Genomic DNA, 19,822 nt, shown 5'->3' with positions numbered 1-19,822 from the left:
ACGCACCGCATATGTCGCGTACGTGAGGCAGCCATCGCGAGCAAGCTCGCTGCAACGGTCTAGTGGGGCAGTCTTGAGGCGAGGATCAACTGCCGCCGCCGCCGCCACCGCCACCGGCTCCGCCAGCACCACCGCCAGCACCTCCGGTACCGCCGCCTGTACCACCTGAGCCGGTGCCGCTATTACCGCCACCGCCCGCACCGCCATTCGGCGCGCCGCCCGCACCGCTGGCGCCACCAGGGCCGGCACTGCCTGCACCGGTAGCGTTGCCGGTGCTGGTATCGCTGCCGGTGCCGGTCCCCATGCCGCCCGACGTACCGCCTGGGCTGCCGGTATTACTGCCGGGGTTGGTGGCCCCGCCCGGATTGCCACCGCCACCTTGCATGGTGCCGGGGTTGGCGCTGGTGCCGCTCGGGCTGGTGGTGGTGCCATCCACATTGGTCGCCGCCAGGCTCAGCGGCGCAATCGCGCCCAGGCACAGCGCCAGGGCCAGTTGGTGAGGTCGAATCAATTTCATGGTGAGACTCCTTTTTTTGATCACCATGGGTTCGGCCTCCAGGGGAGCAAGGTCGTGCGGTCGGGGCGACGGGTGGTCGCCTGCGGATTGGCGCTCGTTTGCGGCTACAGACAGGGCTTGGCGGCGCTCGCCAGCGGTTCAAAAAGCGACCGAATTATGAAAAAAGATCTTATTTTTCAATTTGTTATTGATTCGTATATCCCTCGGTATATGGACGCTGGCGGCGGGTAGCCCTAGGTTGTCGGCAGAAACCTCGGGTTACATATACGACAGGAGACCACTCATGGGTCGTTTGCAAGGCAAGGTCGCACTCATCACCGGTGGTGCAGGTGGCTGCGGCTTGGCCGCTTCGGAGCTCTTCGCCTGCGAAGGCGCCAAGGTGGCAATCATGGATCTGCCGCGCAGTGACGGCGAGGCGGTTGCGGCGCGCATCAACGAAGCCGGCGGCGACGCCTGGTTCTTTCCTGCCGATGTCTCGTCCCGCGAGCAGGTTCGGCAGGCGGTGGCGCAGGCCGAGGCGCGTTTCGGGGCCATCACGGTATTGATGAACCATGCAGGTACCATCGCGGCCGGCCCGTTTCTAGAGACCAGCGAAGCGGACTGGGATCGCCTGATGGGCATCAACGTCAAGGGCATGTTTCTGGTTACCCAGGCCGTGCTACCCGGCATGATCGCGGCCGGTGGCGGCAGTATCGTCTGTACCTCGTCGATCTCCGCAGTGGTCGGCACGCCGATGGAAGTGGCGTACTGCACCACCAAGGGCGCTTGTCACATGTTCGCCCGCGCCATCGCCGTGGAGTACCGCGACCGCAATATTCGCAGCAATGCCGTGTGTCCGGGCTTCATCGGTACGGCCCATGGTCGACGTGAAATCGAACTGCTGCAGGGACACGGTGTGGACGTTTCGGAGCAGGCCATCGCCAGCATGCAGGGGCGTCTCTGCGATCCCGCTGAAGTGGCTGCCGCGGCGCTTTTCCTAGCCAGTGACGAGGCCAGCTTCGTCAACGGCACCCACCTGTTCGTCGACAACGGCTACACCGCGCTCTGATAGGCGCGCAAAACAATAAAAGCTTTACCCCTGCATTGAAAATTCTGCCAAAAACAAACACTTACAAAAGACAGAGGCAGCAATGGAAAACATCGGCACCTACGTCATCTACCTGATCATGGTCTGCGCCGTGATCGGCGCCATCGCGTCCATCTACAACCCGGAATCGGAGCTCGGTAAGGAGTTCAGCGCCGGCATCAACAGCATAGGACCGATCTTCCTGCCAGTGGCCGGAATCATGGCGGCGATTCCCTATATCTCGCAATTCATCAGTCTGTTCATCGCGCCGCTTTTCCAGGCCATGGGCGCCGACGCAGGTATTGCCGGTCCGATCTTTATCGCCGCCGACCTGGGCGGCTATCAGCTGGCCCAGGCGCTGTCGAGCAGTCCCGAAGGCTGGATCGTCGGCTTGATCACGGGCTTCCAGTGCGGTTCGACGGTGATCTTCGTGATTCCGGTAGGTCTGGCAATGCTCGATAAGCGCGACCACAAATACATGGCCCTGGGCATCATGGCCGGGCTTCTGAGTATTCCGGTGAGCATCATTCTGATCGCCCTGCTGATGCAGGGCATGGACTTGGGCGTGAGGCCCGACATCGCCACCATCGGCGCGCCGACTCAGGTGTTGCACTTCACTTTCCTGGGGCTGGTGCAGAACCTCATGCCGCTGATCCTGTTCTGCTGTGCGCTGGCTGCTGCGCTGCGCTACCTGCCGAATCTGATGGTGGCGATATTCCTCAAGCTCGGGCAGTTGATGTACGCCCTGGTGACGCTGGTGCTGGTGGCTTCGATCGTCGAATACTTCACCACCTTCTTCAGCTCGACCTTCGGCAGTTGGGGCTTCGCGCCGATCATCGCCGACAAGGAGGACCAGATGCGCGCGCTGGAGATTGCCGGCTACGTGAGCATCATGCTCTGCGGTGCCTTTCCCATGGTTTGGCTGATCAAGCGCTACCTGTCGCGTCCCATTGAACGAGTCGCCGCCCGGGTAGGGCTGTCACCGGTCGGCGCAGCGGGCATGCTCGCGGCCTCGGCGAACATCCTGGCGATGTTCCGTCTGCTCGCCGACATGCCACCCAAGGACAAGGTACTGGTCGTGGCATTCGCGGTGTGCGCAGCGTTCACCTTCGGTGATCATCTGGCCTACTCGGCGAACTTCCAACCTTCGGTGATCCTGCCCCTGATCATCGGCAAGTTGACGGGCGGCGTGCTGGGCATGGCGCTTGCTTGGTGGCTCGCGGTTCCCAAGGCTATTGAGCTTGGGCGTCAGGACGAACAGCAGCAGCGCTTCAGCGCGACACCGAGCCTGTCTTGAGCGCTGCGGCGGAACCCGGCGCCTCCAGCCGGGTTCCCGTCTGTCATGCACTCCTGGCAGCCCTGCGCTGGCGGCCTCGGTTTTGGGTTATCTTGCCCACCGATGGGGCATTCACTCTGGACACCTGAATGGCACGCATGAACGCCGACGATGCTCGAGACCTGGCCGCGCTGATCAGCGCTGTGGGCACCGATCAGCTGGGGCAGGCCCTGGATCGTGCGCTGCGGCAGCGGGTCGATTTCGATATGAGCTGCGTCTACCTGTTTCGCTTCAATCATCCGGCGTTGCTGGTACACAACGGTTACAACCGTTCGGTGCCGGAGCGCACCCTTGCTGCCTACCAGCGTGGTGGTTACCTGCTCGATCCATTCTACGTAGCGTGCATCAACGACCATCCTGGCGGGCTGTGGCGTATGAGTGAGCTGGCGCCGGACTGCTTCTTTTCATCGGGGTTTTCCATCTCCCCGGACATCCATCCCTGTGTGTCTTCCGAACATGGCACGCTGGTCGAAGAGATCGGTTTCATCGTGCCGCTGCAACCGCGTGTGGCCTTGGTCTACTCGTTGATGCGCAACCTTGGCGACGGGCCCTTCAGTACCGAGGAAATGCAAACCCTCGAGGCATTGACGCCGGTAGTGCACGCCCTGTTGGAGCTGCATGGCCGGGTTCGACATGGCGATAGTTTCGCCTACGCCGAGACCAGCGATGCGCGCTCTGAAGATGCGTTCATGGACATCCTGCAAGGACAGCTGACTGAGGCACAGCGCTACATCGCCAAGCTGATCCTGCAAGGCCACAGCAGCGCCTCGATTGCGGCGCTGCTGGGCATTTCGGAAGGGACCGTGAAGGTGCACAAGCACAACATCTACCAGCGGCTGGAGATCTCCAACAATGCCGACCTGTTCCGCCTGTTCATCGATTATCTGACGCGGTTGGCCTGACTTCAGGTACAGAGGGGCGGGTAACGGTGGTCATGCCGGGTTGTCGCTGGTCAGCCGCTGTGCCGGTTCCGTGTGAGGCTTCTCCACCTCCTTCACCGCCGGCAACGCCAACCCACCCTGCGCCGGCTCCCGGCCGGCCAGGCCCATGCGCATGTCTGCGCCACTGGGCTGCTGGTACAGGCTCAGGCCGAACTCCGGCAATACCGAGAGCAGGTAGTCGAAGATGTCGCCCTGAATGCGTTCGTAGTCGGCCCAGACGGTGGTGCGGGTGAAGCAGTAGATTTCCAGGGGCACGCCGTGTTCGCTGGCGGCCATCTGGCGGACCATGCAGGTCATGTCCTGGTGCACTTCGGCGTGGTTCTTCAGGTAGGCGAGGGCGTAGGCGCGGAAGGTGCCGACGTTGGTCATGCGCCGACGGTTGGCCGACAGCGCCGCGACGTTGCCCTGGGCCTGGTTCCAGGCCTTGAGTTCGGCCTGTTTGCGCGACATGTACTCGGTGAGCAGCTTGACGCCGGAGAGGCGCTGTTCTTCTTCATCGGTGAGAAAGCGGATGCCGCTGACGTCGATGAACAGGCTGCGCTTGATGCGCCGGCCGCCGGACTGCTGCATGCCGCGGTAGTTGCGGAAGCTCTCGGACATCAGCCGCCAGGTGGGGATGGAGACGATGGTCTTGTCGAAGTTCTGCACCTTGACGGTGTGCAGGGTGATGTCCACCACGTCGCCGTCGGCACCGACCTGGGGCATTTCGATCCAGTCGCCGACGCGCAGCATGTCGTTGCTGGTCAGCTGCACACTGGCGACGAACGACAGCAGGGTGTCCTTGTAGACCAGCAGGATGACCGCCGACATGGCACCCAGACCGGAGAGCAGTAACAGCGGCGAGCGGTCGATCAGGGTGGCGATGATGATGATCGTGGCGAAGATGTACAGGATCATCTTCGCCAGTTGCACATAGCCCTTGATCGAGCGGGTCCGGGCGTGAATGGTGCGCGCGTAGATGTCCAGCAGGGCATTGAGCAGCGCGCCGATGGCCAGGGTCATGAACAGAATGGTGAAGGCCATGGCGATGTTGCCGAGCAGGTTCTTGCCGGCGGCGCTGATCACCGGCACCAGGTTCAGGCCGAACTGGATCACCAGCGAAGGCGTCATCTGCGCCAGGCGGTGAAAGACCTTGTTGTGGCGCAGGTCGTTGAGCCACTGCAGGGCGTGCTGGCGGCCCAGGGCCTTCATCGCGTAGAGCAGCACGAAGCGCGCCAGGCGGCCGAGCACCAGGGCGGCGACCAGCAGCAACAGCAGAGACAGGCTGGCCTGCACCCAGGGGTGTTTGTCCAGCATGCCCAAGAGTTCATCGAAGCGGAGCATGAGAGTCTTGGTATCCATTGCGGGGGGCGGGTCCTCTGCGTGAATGAGCGGGCCATTAGAGCATTCATGCATGACAGATGACAGGCGGGTGCCGTTACAGCGTGCAAAACCGTCCGGCACCCTTCAGGCGGGCAGGCGTTTACAAGATACTAAAAGTAACCTACGTTTGGTATATAAAGCGGCCGCCTTTGGCCGTTCTGCCAGGAGTTCTCCCATGCAAGCGCTCATCGTTGTCGCTCACCCTGACCAAGGCTCTTTCACCCATGCCGCCGCCGGTGAAGTCGCTCGTGCCATCGTCGAGGCCGGGCATCAAGTCGAGCGGGTGGATCTGTGCGAAGAGGGCTTCGACCCGCGTTTCGGCGCCGCCGACCTGGCGCTGTTTCGCAGCGGTGCGGCCTTGCCCGACGACGTGCTCGCCGAGCAGCGCCGCCTGGATCGCGCCGATGCCCTGGTGCTGGTCTACCCCATCTACTGGTGGTCGTTCCCGGCCATTCTCAAGGGCTGGATCGACCGCGTGTTCACCTCGGGGTGGGCTTACGCGGAGCGACCAGATGGCAGCCTGGAGAAGAAGCTCGGCCATCTCGATGTGCACCTGCTGGCCGTGGGCGGCGCGAACCTGCGCACCTTTGCCCGGCATGGCTATTTCGCGGCGATGCGCACGCAGATCGACCACGGCATCTTCGACTACGTCGGCGCCCCGGTGCGCAGCTCGGAATTGCTGTTGCACCCGGAGGCGGGTTTTCCCGATACGGCGCTGGCCACCGCACGGCGTATCGGCCAGCAGGTGTTTGCCTGAGCCGGCAAGCGCCGTATGCTGCCCGACTCAGCTTTTGCAGGAGCCCGCGACCGCCATGCCCAACGACGTTTCCCGTACCGCACCGCGCAAGCGCATGACCCGCGAAGAGCGTTATGCGCAACTGCTGCAGGTGGCCTGGCAACTGATTGCCGAGGAGGGCACCGATGCCCTGAGCCTGGGCCGCCTGGCCGAGGCTGCCGGCATCACCAAGCCGACCGTCTATGAGCACTTCGGTACCCGCCACGGGCTGTTGGCGGCCCTGTACCAGGATTACGAGAACCGCCAGAACGCGATCATCGACCAGGCCATGGCTGCCGGTGCGGCGACCCTGGAGGGCAAGGCTCGGGCCATCGCCGCCAGCTATATCGCCTGCGTGCTCAGCGAGGGGCGGGAAATTCCCGAGGTGCTGGCGGCCTTGAGTGGTTCCAGCGAGCTGGCCGAGTTGCGCAAGCAATGCCAGCGCAGCTACATCGACAAATGCCGCCAGGTACTGGCGCCCTTCACCAGTACGCCGGGCCTCGGTCTGGCGACGCTGTGGGCGCTGCTCGGCGCCGCCGACAGCCTGGCGCTGGTGGCGGTGGAAGGCGAGATCAGCGAGGCACAGGCGGTCGAGGAGTTGTACCGGCTGATTATCGACATGGTGCGCCGCACGCAGTGAATCGCTGCGCAGTGGTTGCCATCTGCCCGGTTTTGTTAACAATAGCGCCCCTGTTTCATTGCTTCTGAGATCCGCATGCCCTGGCTTGTATCGCTTTGCCCTCGTTCATCGACCCGTGGAGGCCGCCCGTGACCGACCTCACTGTCGAGCTGATTCCCACTGCCCCCGAGCAGATCGAGCTGATCCGCAACCTCTACCAGTTCTACGCCTACGAGTCGTCGGACTGGGAGCAGCAGGATGTAGAGATGGACGGCCGTTACTACATCCACGAAGAGCACCTGGTGCGCTACTGGCAGGAACCGGACTGGAGCGCCAGCCTGCTGTTGGTCGATGGCGAGGTGGCGGGCTTTCTGTTGGTCGAGCGCAGCGAGCTGCCGGGCATCGATGCCCTGGAACTGGCCGACCTGTTCATCCTCAAGAAGTACCGCCGCCGTGGTGTCGGCCGGGCGCTGATGGGCCAGGTGCTGATGAGCGGTCACGAGAACTGGCTGGTGCGTTACTCCATCCAGGACGAGGCCGCCGAGGCGTTCTGGAGCAAGGTCATGCAAGACCTGCCGCGCCCGGCAAGGGCCATCGACCTGGACGATGACCCGGAGCTGATCAATTACCTGGTGACCCGCGTCACCCATTGATCGCGCTCAGCTGCTTCAGCCACGCCGAACGCGTTCCCGGCTGAAGCCGGTCCTACGGCGCCAACCCACTAGCGAGAAAAGCGTTTGGCCCCCGCCACGCAGACGATCACTACCAGGGTGACGCCGAGCATGCCCAGGCTGACCGGCTCACCCAGCAAGCCGGCGGCCAGGGCCAGGCCGAAGAACGGCTGCAACAGCTGCAACTGGCCTACGGCTGCCACGCCGCCCTGGGCCAGGCCGCGATACCAGAACACGAAGCCCACCAGCATGCTGAATATCGACACGTAACCCAGAGCGGCCCAGGCCGGCGTCTGGATGGCAGCGAAGCCGGCTGCCGGCAGGTTGCACAGGCTCGCCACCAGCATGACCGGCAAGGCCAGCACCAAGGCCCAACTGATGACCTGCCAGCCGCCCAGGCTGTGCGACAAGCGTGCGCCTTCGGCATAGCCCAGGCCGCAGGCGAGGATCGCCAGCAGCATCAGCAGGTCGCCCGTCAGGTTGGCGCTCAGGCCTTGAGCCATGGCGTAGCCGGCCACCATCAGGCTGCCCAGCACCGAACACAGCCAGAAGGCCGCACGCGGGCGTTCACCGCAACGCAGTACCCCGAACAGCGCGGTGGCCAGCGGCAGCAGGCCGACGAACACGATGCTGTGGGCTGAGGTGACATGTTGCAGGGCCAGGGCGGTGAGCAGCGGAAAGCCCACCACCACCCCGGCGGCCACCACCGCCAGGGGCAGCAGTTGCTCACGGGTCGGTCGCGGCTGCCTGAACAGCCCCAGCAGCGCCAGGGCCAGCAGGCCGGCCAGGCGGGCCCTGGCGGTGGTGAGAAACAGCGGCTCGAACTGCGCCACCGCGACCCGGGTGGCCGGCAACGAGCCGCTGAAGATGATCACGCCGAGCAGGCCGTTGAGCCAGCCGGCCAGCGGCAGTGCAGGGATCGGGCGGTGCAGGGGAGAGGCGGAAGACATGGCAAGGTGCTCGGTGGCTTGCGAAGCGCTCATGCTAGGCAGCACTATCGGCACAATCAAAAAATTGTCATGGATACATTCGCCATGCCCCGCGCCCGCTACAAGACCCTGGTCGACCGCCTGGCCGCCGACATTCGCGCCAGTCGCCTGCTGCCCGGCAGCCGCCTGCCGACTCATCGGGCCCTGGCCGCCGAGCATGGCCTGGCGCTGGTGACCGCCAGCCGTGTGTATGCCGAGCTGCAGCGCATGGGCCTGGTCAGTTGTGAAACCGGGCGTGGCACCTTCGTGCGGGATATCTCCATGCCGCCGGGCCTGGGCATCGACCAGAAGACCGTGGCCCAAGGCATGGCCGACCTGAATTTCAACTACCCGGCGTTGCCGGCACAGGCCGAGCTGCTGCGCGGTGCCTTGCGCCAGCTGGCGGCCTCGGGCGACCTTGAGGCTTTGCTGCGTTACCAACCGCATGCCGGGCGGCCGCACGAACGCGCTTGCGTGGCCCGCCACCTGGCCGCACGCGGGTTGCAGGTGGATGCCGCGCAGGTGCTGATCGTCAACGGTGCGCAGCAGGGCCTGGCGGTCGCGTTGATGGCGTCGCTGAAGCCTGGCGATGTGATCGCCGCCGATGCGCTGACGTACTCCGGTTTCAAGGTGCTGGCTGAAGCACTGCACCTGGAGATCGTCGCCATTCCGGTGCTCGAACACGGGCCGGACCTGGCCGCGCTGCAGCGGCTGTGTGCCAGCCGGCGAGTCAAGGCGCTGTACAGCATGCCGACGCTGCACAATCCGCTGGGTTGGGTGCTGGATACCGCGCAACGTGAGCAACTGGTGGCCATCGCTCGCCGGCACGACCTGTTGATCATCGAAGACGCGGCCTATGCCTTTCTCGTCGAGGATGCCCCGGTGCCGCTGTTCAGCCTGGCACCGGAGCGCACCTTGCACATCTGCGGCCTGTCCAAGAGCGTGGCCACCGGCCTGCGGGTCGGCTTCATCAGCGCGCCGCTGGAGCGCGTTGCCAGCCTGGAGCGGGTGATTCGCGCCACCACCTGGAACACCCCTGGCGTGCTCACCGCCATTGCCTGCCAATGGCTGGAAGACGGCACCGTCATGCAGTTGGAAGAGCACAAGCGCGACGACGCCCGTCGGCGCCAGCAAGTCGCCGCCGAGGCGCTGGCCGGGCTGCCTTGTCAGAGCCATCCGCTGTCTTACTTCCTGTGGCTGCCCTTGCAGGAAGACGCCCGCGCCGATCGGGTGGCGGCGGCCCTCAAGGACGAGCAGGTGGCGGTGTCCACCGCCGAGCCCTTTGCCGTGTCGGCCCATGTGCCGCATGCCCTGCGCCTGGCCTTGGGCTCGGTGGACCTGGCGATCTTGCGTCAGGCGCTGCTCAAGGTGCGCTGGGTGGTGCAGGCGCAGACATGACGCGCAGCACTCACAGCCAGGTGGCCAGGCTGATCACCACCAGAGGCAGGGCCAGCCCGGCGATCACGGTCTGGCTGGCGATGATCCCGGCCATCAGCGGGGCGTCACCGCCCAGTTGCCGGGCCATGATGTAGGACGATGACGCGGTGGGCAGGGTCTGGAACAGGATGGCAGTGACCGCCGCTTCGCCGCGCAGGCCCAGCAGATGGCAGGCCAGCAGAGTGGCGGCGGGCATGACCACGAACTTGGCCAGCGACGACACGCCCACCGGCTTGAGCCAGCTGCCGGCGGCGGCGAAGTTCAGCGCCGCGCCCACGCACAGCAGGCCCAGCGGCAACGAGGCCTGGCCCAGGGCCTTGAGGGCCGGGCCGATGCCGGCTGGCAGACCCACGCCCAGCAGTTGCAGGAGAATGCCGATCAGGCAGGCCAGCACCAGCGGGTTGAGCGCCAGCTGGCGCAGCGTGGCCTTCAGCGACAGGCGTCCGGCGCTGCCGTAACGGGCGAACACCAGCACGCAGAGGATGTTCACCGTCGGCACGATGGTGGCGTTGGCCACCGCTGCCAGGGCGATACCGTGGGTGCCGAACAATCCGGCGGCGGCCGAGACGCCGACATAGTTGTTGAAGCGAATGCCGCCCTGGAACAGCGAAGTGAAGGCCGCGTCATCGACCTTGAGCAGGCCGCGCAGGGCCACGAACAGCATGGCCACCGGCACCGTCGACAACAGCAGCACCGCGACCATCTCGCGCACCGGCACATCGTCGAGTTGCGCGGTGGCCAGGCTGTGCAGGAACAGCGAAGGCAGCAGCAGGTAATAGCCCAGGCGCTCGGCCTGCGGCCAGAACCCTTCGTTGAGAAAGTGTCGATGGCGCAGCCAGGCGCCGAGGGCGATCAGCACGGCGATGGGCAACAGGGCGAGGACCAGCGCGGCGCTCATGGGCGGTCTCCCAGGGCGCTGACAAGACGCTGGCAGCCCTTTACCAGGGTGGCCTGGTCGGTGGCGAACGACAGGCGCAGATGCCCCGGTGCTCCGAAGGCGCTGCCGGGCACGGTGGCCACACCGACCTTGAGCAGGTCCATGGCCACGTCCTGGTCGTCGTGCGTGCCTTTGATTCTGGGCAGCAGATAAAACGCCCCCTCGGGGCTCAGTACGTCCAGCGTCTGGCTGGTACGCAGCACCGCCAGGGCGGCATCGCGGCGCTGCCGGTAGATGGCGTTGCGTTCACTGAGGAAATCCCGTTCGCCCTCCAGCGCGGCGATGGTCGCCAATTGGCTGAGGGTGCTGGTCTGCGTGCAGTTCTGCGACTGAATGGCGTTGATCGCCGCCACCAGTGGCGCCGGTCCGCAGCCCCAGCCGACGCGCCAGCCGGTCATGGCATAGGCCTTGGAGACGCCATCGACCAGCAGGGTCCGCTCGTTCAGGTCCTCGGCCACGGCGGCCAGCGTCGCATAGGGCTGGTCGGTGAAGCGGATCTCGGCGTAGATGTCGTCGCTGAGGATCATCAGCTGCGGATAACCGCGCAACACCTCGGCCAACTCACGCAGTTGCGCGACGCTGTAGGTCGAACCGGAAGGGTTGCCGGGGGCGTTGAGCACCAGCCAGCGAGCGTTGGGTGACAGCTCCAGCGCCGCCGCCAGGTGTTCGGCGGTCAGGCGAAAGCCCTCGGCGGCGGTGGTCGGCAGCACCACGGGTTGCGCCCCGCAGAGGCGGATCATGTCTGGATAACTGGCCCAGTAGGGCGCGGGCAGCAAGACTTCGTCGCCAGGCTGCAAGGTCGCCATGAAGGCATTGAAGATGACCTGCTTGGCCCCGCAGCCGACCGCGACCTGATCTTCCCGGTAATGCAGGCCGCGATCATGGCGTACCCGCCAGCGAATCGCTTCACGCAGGCGCGGCAGGCCGTTGGCCGGGGAGTAGCTCTGGCGTTGGCCAAGAGCGGCGTGGGTGGCCAGCAGCACATGGGCCGGTGCGTCGAAGTCTGGCTCGCCCAGGGTCAGGTCGATCACATCCTGGCCCTGCGCGCGCAGGGCGGCGGCGTGGCGTGCCATGAGCAGGATGGGTGAAGGGGTTGCGGTGCGGGTGGGGCTGGCGGTGGTCATGGCGTGCCTCGATGCGGAAGTCCGGATCAAGATAGCGGTCACCAAGGACAAGAAAAAACGATATTAAATTGAGGTTTTGTCAATTATTCCTCATGGGTCGGCATATGCCCCGCCTGCGCCCGCACCGCTTCGGCCAGTGCCACCGCCAGGCGCCCGGCGGGGCGATCCTCGCGTTCCAGCAGCACCACGCGGCGCATCCGTTGCGGTTCGCCGAAGGGCAGGCATACCAGGCTGGAAAACGCCGCCAGGCTGCGCTCGCTCATGGGAATGACCGCCACGCCCAGGCCGCTGGCAACCATGCGGACAATCGCCTCCTGGCTGTCCAGTTCCATGCTGGTCTGTATCCGCAGGCGCTGGCGGCGCAACTCGCGTTCGATGGTGCGCCCGGCCCAGGCACGGCGGTCGAAGCGAATGAATGGGTAGTCCTGCAGCAGGCGCCTGGGGTCGCGGCTGTCGGCGTCGGCCGGGGCGATGATCCAGAAGCCTTCCTCGAACAGCACGGTGCTGACCAGCCCGTGGGGGTAGGGCTTCACCGGTTCGGTGGTGACGGCAGCGTCCAGGTCGCCGGCCTCGATCAGCACCGCCAGTTCGGCAGACATGCCCGAGGCCACGTTGACCCGCAGGTTGGGGTGGGCGCTGCCCATGGCCGCCAGCGCTGCAGGCAGCACACCGGCCAGGGCGGTATGGATGGCGCCCAGGCGCAAGCGCCCGCGCAGCTCGCTGCCATCGCCCAGCTCGGCGGCAATGCTGTCGTAGATGGCGAGGATCTCCCTGGCGCGCTCCACCGCCAAATGCCCGGCCTCGGTCAGCACCGGCAGACGTCGCGAACGGTCGAACAACGGCGCATTGAATTCCTCTTCGAGACTGCGCACATGCAGGCTCACTGCCGACTGGGTCAGGTGCACCGCTTCGGCGGCGCGGGCGAAGGAGCCGTGGCGGGCGATGGCGACCAGGGTACGCAGGGCGCGGAGGGACATGCAGGCTCCTGAAGGGCGGCGGATGTGGCGCGCAGCATAGCGCCATCTCTGCCGCTGTGGGTCACAAGGGCAGGGCGGTGGTGGCCTTGATCTGTTCCATGGCGAAGCTGGAGCTGACATCCGCGATGCCGGGAATCTGGATGAGCTGCTTGTACACCGCGTCGTAGCCGGCAATGTCCGGCACCGCCAGGCGCAGCAGGTAATCGGTGACACCCGCCATGCGGTAGAACTCCACCACTTCCTTGATTTCGCTGACCCGGCGGTGGAAGGTCTCCAGCCATTCCATGTCGTGACGCCCGGTGCGCACGAAGGCGAATACGGTGACGGGTACGCCCAGCTCCTTGGGGCTGAGCAGGGCCACGCGCTTGAGGATGACGCCGGTTTCTTCGAGCTTCTGGATACGCCGCCAGCAGGCGGTGTTGCTCAGGCCGACGCGCTCGGCGACCGTGGCCAGCGCGACCGTGCAGTCCTGCTGCAGGATGGCGAGGATCGCCTTGTCGAATTTGTCCATGTATGAACACCGTTCTTATTGCCGATAGGCATAACGATTTTGCCGTTGGTGATTGGGCTGAAATTGTATTCCTTTAATGGCTTTTTAACCGGAACTATTTTCCGATATTGCTTGCCGGTACCCGTTATTTATCAATTATTTTTCCCGCTGCCAGCTATACCATTTTCACCAGCCTCTCATCACTTCGTGCTGGTACTCCCATGTCTGAACTGTATTTCGATTACGCCGCCACCACTCCTATCGACGACCGCGTCGTGGCCGACATGCTCGTGCACATGGGCCAGCGGGCCTTCGGCAACCCGGCTTCGACCTCGCACCAGCACGGTCAGCACGCCCGCCAGGCGGTGGAGCAGGCTCGCGGGCAGGTGGCTGCGCTGATCGGTGCGCAGGCTAATCAGGTGGTGTGGACCTCCGGGGCCACCGAGTCCAATAACCTGGCGCTCAAAGGCGTATTCGCCAAGGCACCGGCGGGCCGTCGACACCTGGTCACCAGTTGTATCGAGCACAAGGCGGTCATCGACAGCGTCAGGCAACTGGAGCAACAGGGCGTCGAAGTGACCTGGCTGCGCCCCGGCGCCGACGGCCTGATCCACCCTGAAGCGGTGGCCGATGCGCTGCGTGACGACACCCTGCTGGTGTCGCTGATGCTGGTCAATAACGAGCTGGGCACGCTGACGGACATTCGCCGCATCGGCGAGCGGGTGCGCGAGCGCGGGGCGCTGTTTCATGTCGATGCCGCGCAGGCCACCGGCAAGGTCGCCATCGACCTTTCCAGCCTGGCGGTGGACCTGATGTCCATCTCCGCACATAAGACCTACGGGCCCAAGGGCATCGGCGCGCTGTATGTGGGGGATCGGGCCCGTGCTCAGGTCGAGGCGCAGATTCATGGCGGGGGCCACGAGCAGGGCCTGCGCTCCGGCACCCTGGCTACCCACCAGATCGTCGGCATGGGCAGCGCCTATGCGTTGGCCGGGGCCGAAATGGTCGAAGAAAGCGCGCGCATCCAGGCACTGTCCAACCGCCTGCGCGATGCCATGCTGGCGTTGCCGGGTGTAGCGTTGAACGGCGACCCGGCGCAGCGCATCCCACACACCCTCAACTTCAGCATCGACCGCTTTGCCTTCAGCCCGGCAGTGTTCAGCGGGCGCCTGGCGCTGTCTTCGACCTCGGCCTGCAACTCGGCCAGCAACGCACCTTCCCACGTGCTTCTGGCCCTGGGCCTCAACCCGATGCTGGCCAACCAGTCGGTACGCATCAGCTTCGGGCGTTTCACCACGAATGAGGACGTCGACCAGGCCATCGAGGTGCTGCGTCAGGTTCTGGCCTGAATGCAATACGGTTCGCTTAGGCGGCATGTGACCCGGTGGGAGGGGCTTTAGCCGCTTAGCCGGTCTAACTGACCAGCAGGCATAAAAAGACCGGAAGCCTGGGCTTCCGGTTTTTTTTGCTGCGGGCTGGTCGATCAGTCCCAGCTCAGCGCGCCGCCGGTCTGGTACTCGATCACGCGGGTCTCGAAGAAGTTCTTCTCTTTCTTCAGGTCCATGATCTCGCTCATCCACGGGAAGGGGTTGGTGGTACCTGGGTACTCTTCCTTCAGGCCGATCTGGGTCAGGCGGCGGTTGGCGATGAACTTCAGGTAGTCTTCCATCATCGCCGCGTTCATGCCCAGTACGCCGCGCGGCATGGTGTCGCGCGCGTATTCGATTTCCAGCTGGGTGCCCTGCAGGATCATCTGCGTGGCCTCTTCCTTCATCGCGGCATCCCACAGGTGCGGGTTCTCGATCTTGATCTGGTTGATCACGTCGATGCCGAAGTTCAGGTGCATGGACTCGTCACGCAGGATGTACTGGAACTGCTCGGCAACGCCGGTCATCTTGTTGCGGCGGCCCATGGAAAGGATCTGGGTGAAGCCGCAGTAGAAGAAGATGCCTTCCAGCACGCAGTAGTAGGCGATCAGGTTGCGCAGCAGTTCCTTGTCGGTTTCCGGGGTGCCGGTGTTGAACTCCGGGTCGGAAATCGAACGGGTGTACTTCAGGCCCCAGGCGGCTTTCTTCGCGACCGACGGGATCTCGTGGTACATGTTGAAGATCTCGCCTTCATCCATGCCCAGCGACTCGATGCAGTACTGATAGGCGTGGGTGTGGATCGCCTCTTCGAAGGCCTGGCGCAGGATGTACTGGCGGCACTCGGGGTTGGTGATCAGGCGGTACACGGCCAGGGCCAGGTTGTTGGCGACCAGCGAGTCGGCGGTGGAGAAGAAGCCGAGGTTGCGCATGACGATGCGACGCTCGTCGTCGGTCAGGCCTTCGGGGTTCTTCCACAGGGCGATGTCCGCGGTCATGTTGACCTCTTGCGGCATCCAGTGGTTGGCGCAGCCGTCCAGGTACTTCTGCCAGGCCCAGTCGTACTTGAAAGGCACCAGCTGGTTGAGGTCGGCGCGGCAGTTGATCATGCGCTTTTCGTCGACGGCGACGCGAGCGGAGGCACCTTCGAGTTCGGCCAGGCCTTCGGCGACGTCCAGGGCATCGAGCGCCTTCTTGGCGCGGGCGACCGCAGCCGAGTCGCTGTCGGTTACCGCACGGGCTTCCTGGGCCGCGGCACCGCCGGCACTGTCGAGGCGGTCCAGGGTCGCTTCCTGGGTCTTGGAGGCCTGGGGGGCAGCGGCGCTGACTTCGCCGTCTTCCTTGTCGAATTCGTCCCAGCTCAGCATGGTTTACATCTCCTGCTTGAGGGTCGCCCGGAAGGGGACCGGTGGATTTTTAAGTAGGCTGTGCCCGCGTTGCATTGGCAGTCGCGGGCAACGGAATCTGTCTCGATGAGTCGAGTGGTCTACGGTGTCGGGTGCTGGAGGCAGCGCTCTGTAGCCTGGCCGCTGCGGCTTGGGCAGCGTGCGGGCCGGTGACACGATTCCCGGTTGTATTCAGGTGAACCGGTATTGCCTGCGCAATGGGTCATTTGAGTACCCTGGATCGAGGGCGCGCAGTATACAGAAGATTGCCCTGCACTGCCTTACCCGTTGAGAAAATCAGCCCATGAAAAAGGCGCTTTCCGGACTTCCGGCGGCGCTGGCTTTCCTGGTGGGGAAAACGCATCGAGTCACACCGAAAGGGCTCATATTGTGTTTCGTTTTGAGTCGAGGCACAAGATATAGTTTCGTGCGCGGTTCGAGAAAAATCTCGATGCAGGCAAATGGTGACAGCGGGAGAGGCGGAGTGCGCTGACCTGGGTCAGCCGTACAGCGGGGAAGGTGAAGCTTCGCGGCTCAAGCCGCTCCCACCGGGGCAGGAGTGGCTTGAGCCGCGAATGACGCTTACTGGCAAGCCTCGCAATCAGGCTCGTCGATGGCGCAGGCCTTCGGTACGGGGGCCGGGCCGGCCGCCGGAGCGGCTTCGCTTGGGCGCGGGGCGCTCAGTGCGGAGTCGTCCGGACCATGGCCACCGCTGGACACGGCGTTCAGCTTGCCGGTGTTGATGGTCGACTTCTCGGTGCTGGTCGCGGCCAGGGCACGGAGGTAGTAGGTGGTCTTCAGACCACGGTACCAGGCCATGCGGTAGGTCACGTCGAGCTTCTTGCCCGAAGCGCCGGCGATGTACAGGTTCAGCGACTGCGCCTGGTCGATCCACTTCTGGCGACGGCTGGCGGCGTCGACGATCCAGCGGGCTTCCACTTCGAAGGCGGTGGCGTACAGGTCCTTCAGCTCTTGCGGAATGCGCTCGATCTGCTGCACGGAGCCATCGTAGTACTTCAGGTCGTTGATCATTACCGGGTCCCACAGATCGCGGGCCTTCAGGTCGCGGACCAGGTACGGGTTGATCACGGTGAATTCGCCCGACAGGTTCGATTTCACGTACAGGTTCTGGTAGGTCGGCTCGATGGACTGCGACACGCCGGTGATGTTGGCGATGGTCGCGGTCGGCGCGATGGCCATGATGTTCGAGTTACGGATACCTTTCTTGACGCGTTCGCGAACCGGTGCCCAGTCCAGGGTCTCGTTCAGGTCGACGTCGATGTACTTCTGGCCACGGGCTTCGATGAGGATCTGTTGCGAGTCCAGCGGCAGGATACCCTTGGACCACAGCGAGCCCTGGAAGCTCTCGTAGGCGCCGCGCTCGTCGGCCAGGTCGCAGGAAGCCTGGATGGCGTAGTAGCTGACCGCTTCCATCGAGGTGTCGGCGAACTGCACCGCGGCTTCGGAACCGTACGGGATGTGCTGCAGGTACAGCGCGTCCTGGAAGCCCATGATGCCCAGGCCGACCGGACGGTGGCGCAGGTTGGAGTTACGCGCCTGCGGCACCGAGTAGTAGTTGATGTCGATCACGTTGTCGAGCATGCGCACGGCGACGTCGACGGTGCGCTTGAGCTTGGCGGTGTCGAGCTTGCCGTTGACGATATGGTTCGGCAGGTTGATCGAACCCAGGTTGCACACCGCGATCTCGTCGGCGTTGGTGTTCAGGGTGATCTCGGTGCACAGGTTCGAGCTGTGCACCACGCCCACGTGCTGCTGCGGGCTGCGCAGGTTGCACGGGTCCTTGAAGGTCAGCCATGGGTGGCCGGTCTCGAACAGCATCGAGAGCATCTTGCGCCACAGGTCCTTGGCCTGGATGGTCTTGAACAGCTTGATCTTGCCTGGGTATTCGGTCAGGGCTTCGTAGTACTCGTAGCGCTCTTCGAAGGCCTTGCCGGTCAGGTCGTGCAGGTCTGGCACTTCCGAAGGCGAGAACAGGGTCCACTTGCCGTCATCGAAGACGCGCTTCATGAACAGGTCGGGGATCCAGTTGGCGGTGTTCATGTCGTGGGTACGACGACGATCGTCACCGGTGTTCTTGCGCAGCTCGATGAACTCTTCGATGTCCATGTGCCAGGTTTCCAGGTAGGCACAGACAGCGCCTTTGCGCTTGCCGCCCTGGTTGACCGCTACGGCGGTGTCGTTGACCACTTTCAGGAACGGCACCACGCCCTGCGACTTGCCGTTGGTGCCCTTGATGTAGGAGCCCAGTGCACGCACAGGGGTCCAGTCGTTGCCCAGGCCGCCGGCAAACTTGGACAGCATGGCGTTGTCGTGGATGGCGTGATAGATGCCCGACAGGTCGTCCGGCACGGTGGTCAGGTAGCAGCTCGACAGCTGTGGACGCAGGGTGCCGGCGTTGAACAGGGTCGGGGTCGACGACATGTAGTCGAAGGACGACAGCAGGTTGTAGAACTCGATGGCGCGGTCTTCGCGCTGCTTCTCTTCGATGGCCAGGCCCATGGCCACGCGCATGAAGAACACTTGCGGCAGTTCGAAGCGGATGCCGTCCTTGTGGATGAAGTAGCGGTCGTACAGGGTCTGCAGGCCCAGGTAGGTGAACTGCTGGTCACGCTCGTGGTTGATCGCCTTGCCGAGCTTTTCCAGGTCGAAGCCGGCCAGCGCCGGGTCGAGCAGCTCGTACTTGATGCCGGTCTCGATGTAGGCCGGCAGGGCCTTGGCATACAGCTCGGCCATTTCGTGGTGGGTGGCGCTTTCGGCCACGCCCAGGAAGCCCAGGGCCTCGGCACGCAGGGTGTCCATCAGCAGGCGGGCGGTGACGTACGAGTAGTTCGGCTCGCGCTCGACCAGGGTACGGGCGGTCATCACCAGGGCGGTGTTGACGTCCTTGATGGCCACGCCGTCGTAGAGGTTCTTCAGGGTGTCGTTCTGGATCAGGTTGGCGTCGACCTCTTCCAGACCTTCGCAGGCTTCGCTGACGATGGTGTGCAGGCGCGCCATGTCGAGCGGCTCTAGGCTGCCGTCGGCGCGGGTGATGCGGATGCTCGGGTGCGGCTGCACGGTGCTTTCGGCAGCGGCGCGGCCGGCACGTTCCTTGGCCCGCGAGTCACGGTAGATCACGTAGTCGCGGGCGACTTTCTGCTCGCCGGCGCGCATCAGGGCCAGTTCGACCTGGTCCTGGATCTCTTCGATGTGGATGGTACCGCCCGATGGCATGCGACGCTTGAAGGTGGTGGTGACCTGTTCGGTCAGGCGGGCGACGGTGTCGTGGATGCGCGACGAGGCGGCGGCGGTGCCGCCCTCAACTGCGAGAAACGCCTTGGTGATGGCGACGGTGATCTTGTCGTCGGTGTAGGGCACGACAGTCCCGTTACGCTTGATGACACGCAATTGACCTGGAGCGGTGGCGCTCAGGTCCTGCTGGGCCTGATTCGATTGCGGCGCAGCGGTCGGCTGGTTCTCGCGAGTTGTGTCTGTCTGCATGGGGGGCTCCACAGTCTTTAAGTATGTTCGGGTATCACTACCCACCGCGCCGGCGGGTGGCCGGACAAGGAGGGCGCATGGCCCTCCCGGTTTGAAACCACGGCGACGGGGGGTGGACCCGACGCCTGCTTTGTTCTTCAGAGTGCTGGTTCGATGTTGCAGAATGTGTGATGCACATTTGCCACATCCGCCGTTCGAGCGAGCGATTGGGCTGCCGAGCCGGCCATTAGTTCCACGCTGCGGACTCAATAAAAAAGCTTGAAAACCGGCCTGGAAATGTGTTCAGAGGTTCTGGAGGTAAACCCTACATCTAGGGTCTGCCCCTGAAAAAAGATACAAGATAATGCGTTTT

At 64.2% G+C, this 19,822-nt stretch carries 17 protein-coding genes; 8 read left to right on the top strand and 9 right to left on the bottom strand.

Annotated features, from left to right (window positions below):
• Window positions 1-85: 85 nt before the first annotated feature.
• The gene (locus RRX38_RS10035; protein WP_295476693.1) at window positions 86-517 is read right to left on the bottom strand and encodes a hypothetical protein; all 432 of its coding nucleotides are present in this window, start codon (window positions 515-517) and stop codon (window positions 86-88) included.
• Window positions 518-800: 283 nt separating this feature from the next.
• Between RRX38_RS10035 and RRX38_RS10030 the strand changes: the two genes are divergently transcribed.
• From RRX38_RS10030 to RRX38_RS10020, 3 genes are all read left to right on the top strand, one after another.
• Window positions 801-1,565, top strand: coding sequence for an SDR family NAD(P)-dependent oxidoreductase (locus RRX38_RS10030; protein ID WP_295476694.1), 765 nt, complete (start codon window positions 801-803; stop codon window positions 1,563-1,565).
• An 82-nt stretch (window positions 1,566-1,647) separates the two neighbouring features.
• The gene (gene eutH / locus RRX38_RS10025) at window positions 1,648-2,880 is read left to right on the top strand and encodes an ethanolamine utilization protein EutH (protein ID WP_295476695.1); all 1,233 of its coding nucleotides are present in this window, start codon (window positions 1,648-1,650) and stop codon (window positions 2,878-2,880) included.
• Window positions 2,881-3,017: 137 nt separating this feature from the next.
• The gene (locus tag RRX38_RS10020; RefSeq protein ID WP_295476705.1) at window positions 3,018-3,821 is read left to right on the top strand and encodes a helix-turn-helix domain-containing protein; all 804 of its coding nucleotides are present in this window, start codon (window positions 3,018-3,020) and stop codon (window positions 3,819-3,821) included.
• Window positions 3,822-3,851: 30 nt separating this feature from the next.
• Here RRX38_RS10020 and RRX38_RS10015 read toward each other — a convergent pair whose 3' ends face one another.
• The gene (locus RRX38_RS10015) at window positions 3,852-5,201 is read right to left on the bottom strand and encodes a mechanosensitive ion channel family protein (protein WP_315962393.1); all 1,350 of its coding nucleotides are present in this window, start codon (window positions 5,199-5,201) and stop codon (window positions 3,852-3,854) included.
• A 196-nt stretch (window positions 5,202-5,397) separates the two neighbouring features.
• Here RRX38_RS10015 and RRX38_RS10010 point away from each other — a divergent pair, with 196 nt between their 5' ends.
• The 3 genes from RRX38_RS10010 to RRX38_RS10000 all read left to right on the top strand — a co-directional run bounded on the left by RRX38_RS10010 (window position 5,398) and on the right by RRX38_RS10000 (window position 7,269).
• On the top strand, window positions 5,398-5,979 hold the full coding sequence (locus RRX38_RS10010) for an NAD(P)H-dependent oxidoreductase (RefSeq protein WP_315962392.1): 582 nt from the start codon (window positions 5,398-5,400) through the stop codon (window positions 5,977-5,979).
• Window positions 5,980-6,034: 55 nt separating this feature from the next.
• Window positions 6,035-6,637, top strand: coding sequence for a TetR/AcrR family transcriptional regulator (locus tag RRX38_RS10005; protein ID WP_315962391.1), 603 nt, complete (start codon window positions 6,035-6,037; stop codon window positions 6,635-6,637).
• An 89-nt stretch (window positions 6,638-6,726) separates the two neighbouring features.
• The gene (locus RRX38_RS10000; protein ID WP_315962658.1) at window positions 6,727-7,269 is read left to right on the top strand and encodes a GNAT family N-acetyltransferase; all 543 of its coding nucleotides are present in this window, start codon (window positions 6,727-6,729) and stop codon (window positions 7,267-7,269) included.
• Between the two features lie 68 nt (window positions 7,270-7,337).
• Here the strand turns inward: RRX38_RS10000 and RRX38_RS09995 are convergent, their stop codons facing one another.
• A complete protein-coding gene (locus tag RRX38_RS09995; RefSeq protein ID WP_315962657.1) occupies window positions 7,338-8,237 on the bottom strand; it encodes a DMT family transporter in 900 nt (299 codons plus the stop codon).
• Between the two features lie 84 nt (window positions 8,238-8,321).
• On the opposite strand from RRX38_RS09995, the gene RRX38_RS09990 reads away from it, so the two are divergent.
• Window positions 8,322-9,653, top strand: coding sequence for a PLP-dependent aminotransferase family protein (locus RRX38_RS09990; RefSeq protein WP_315962656.1), 1,332 nt, complete (start codon window positions 8,322-8,324; stop codon window positions 9,651-9,653).
• Between the two features lie 10 nt (window positions 9,654-9,663).
• On the opposite strand, the gene RRX38_RS09985 is transcribed toward RRX38_RS09990, so the two are convergent.
• From RRX38_RS09985 to RRX38_RS09970, 4 genes are all read right to left on the bottom strand, one after another.
• Window positions 9,664-10,590, bottom strand: a complete 927-nt coding sequence (locus RRX38_RS09985) for an AEC family transporter (protein ID WP_295476700.1) — start codon at window positions 10,588-10,590, stop codon at window positions 9,664-9,666.
• Window positions 10,587-11,753, bottom strand: coding sequence for a pyridoxal phosphate-dependent aminotransferase (locus tag RRX38_RS09980; protein WP_315962390.1), 1,167 nt, complete (start codon window positions 11,751-11,753; stop codon window positions 10,587-10,589). The genes RRX38_RS09985 and RRX38_RS09980 overlap by 4 nt, the downstream gene beginning before the upstream one ends.
• An 83-nt stretch (window positions 11,754-11,836) precedes the next feature.
• On the bottom strand, window positions 11,837-12,730 hold the full coding sequence (locus RRX38_RS09975; protein WP_315962389.1) for a LysR substrate-binding domain-containing protein: 894 nt from the start codon (window positions 12,728-12,730) through the stop codon (window positions 11,837-11,839).
• A 61-nt stretch (window positions 12,731-12,791) separates the two neighbouring features.
• Window positions 12,792-13,241, bottom strand: a complete 450-nt coding sequence (locus RRX38_RS09970; protein WP_295476703.1) for an Lrp/AsnC family transcriptional regulator — start codon at window positions 13,239-13,241, stop codon at window positions 12,792-12,794.
• Between the two features lie 200 nt (window positions 13,242-13,441).
• On the opposite strand from RRX38_RS09970, the gene RRX38_RS09965 reads away from it, so the two are divergent.
• The gene (locus RRX38_RS09965) at window positions 13,442-14,569 is read left to right on the top strand and encodes a cysteine desulfurase family protein (RefSeq protein ID WP_315962388.1); all 1,128 of its coding nucleotides are present in this window, start codon (window positions 13,442-13,444) and stop codon (window positions 14,567-14,569) included.
• A 134-nt stretch (window positions 14,570-14,703) separates the two neighbouring features.
• On the opposite strand, the gene RRX38_RS09960 is transcribed toward RRX38_RS09965, so the two are convergent.
• Together RRX38_RS09960 and RRX38_RS09955 are read right to left on the bottom strand one after the other, a co-directional pair.
• Window positions 14,704-15,951, bottom strand: a complete 1,248-nt coding sequence (locus RRX38_RS09960; protein ID WP_295470829.1) for a ribonucleotide-diphosphate reductase subunit beta — start codon at window positions 15,949-15,951, stop codon at window positions 14,704-14,706.
• Between the two features lie 600 nt (window positions 15,952-16,551).
• A complete protein-coding gene (locus RRX38_RS09955) occupies window positions 16,552-19,470 on the bottom strand; it encodes a ribonucleoside-diphosphate reductase subunit alpha (RefSeq protein ID WP_295470827.1) in 2,919 nt (972 codons plus the stop codon).
• Window positions 19,471-19,822 lie beyond the last annotated feature (352 nt).

The sequence above is a fragment of the Pseudomonas sp. DTU_2021_1001937_2_SI_NGA_ILE_001 genome (genome assembly GCF_032463525.1).
In the GTDB taxonomy this organism is placed as follows: domain Bacteria; phylum Pseudomonadota; class Gammaproteobacteria; order Pseudomonadales; family Pseudomonadaceae; genus Aquipseudomonas.
Note: the sequence above shows the minus strand (reverse complement) of the source record. Positions and strands in the feature narration are given on the sequence as shown.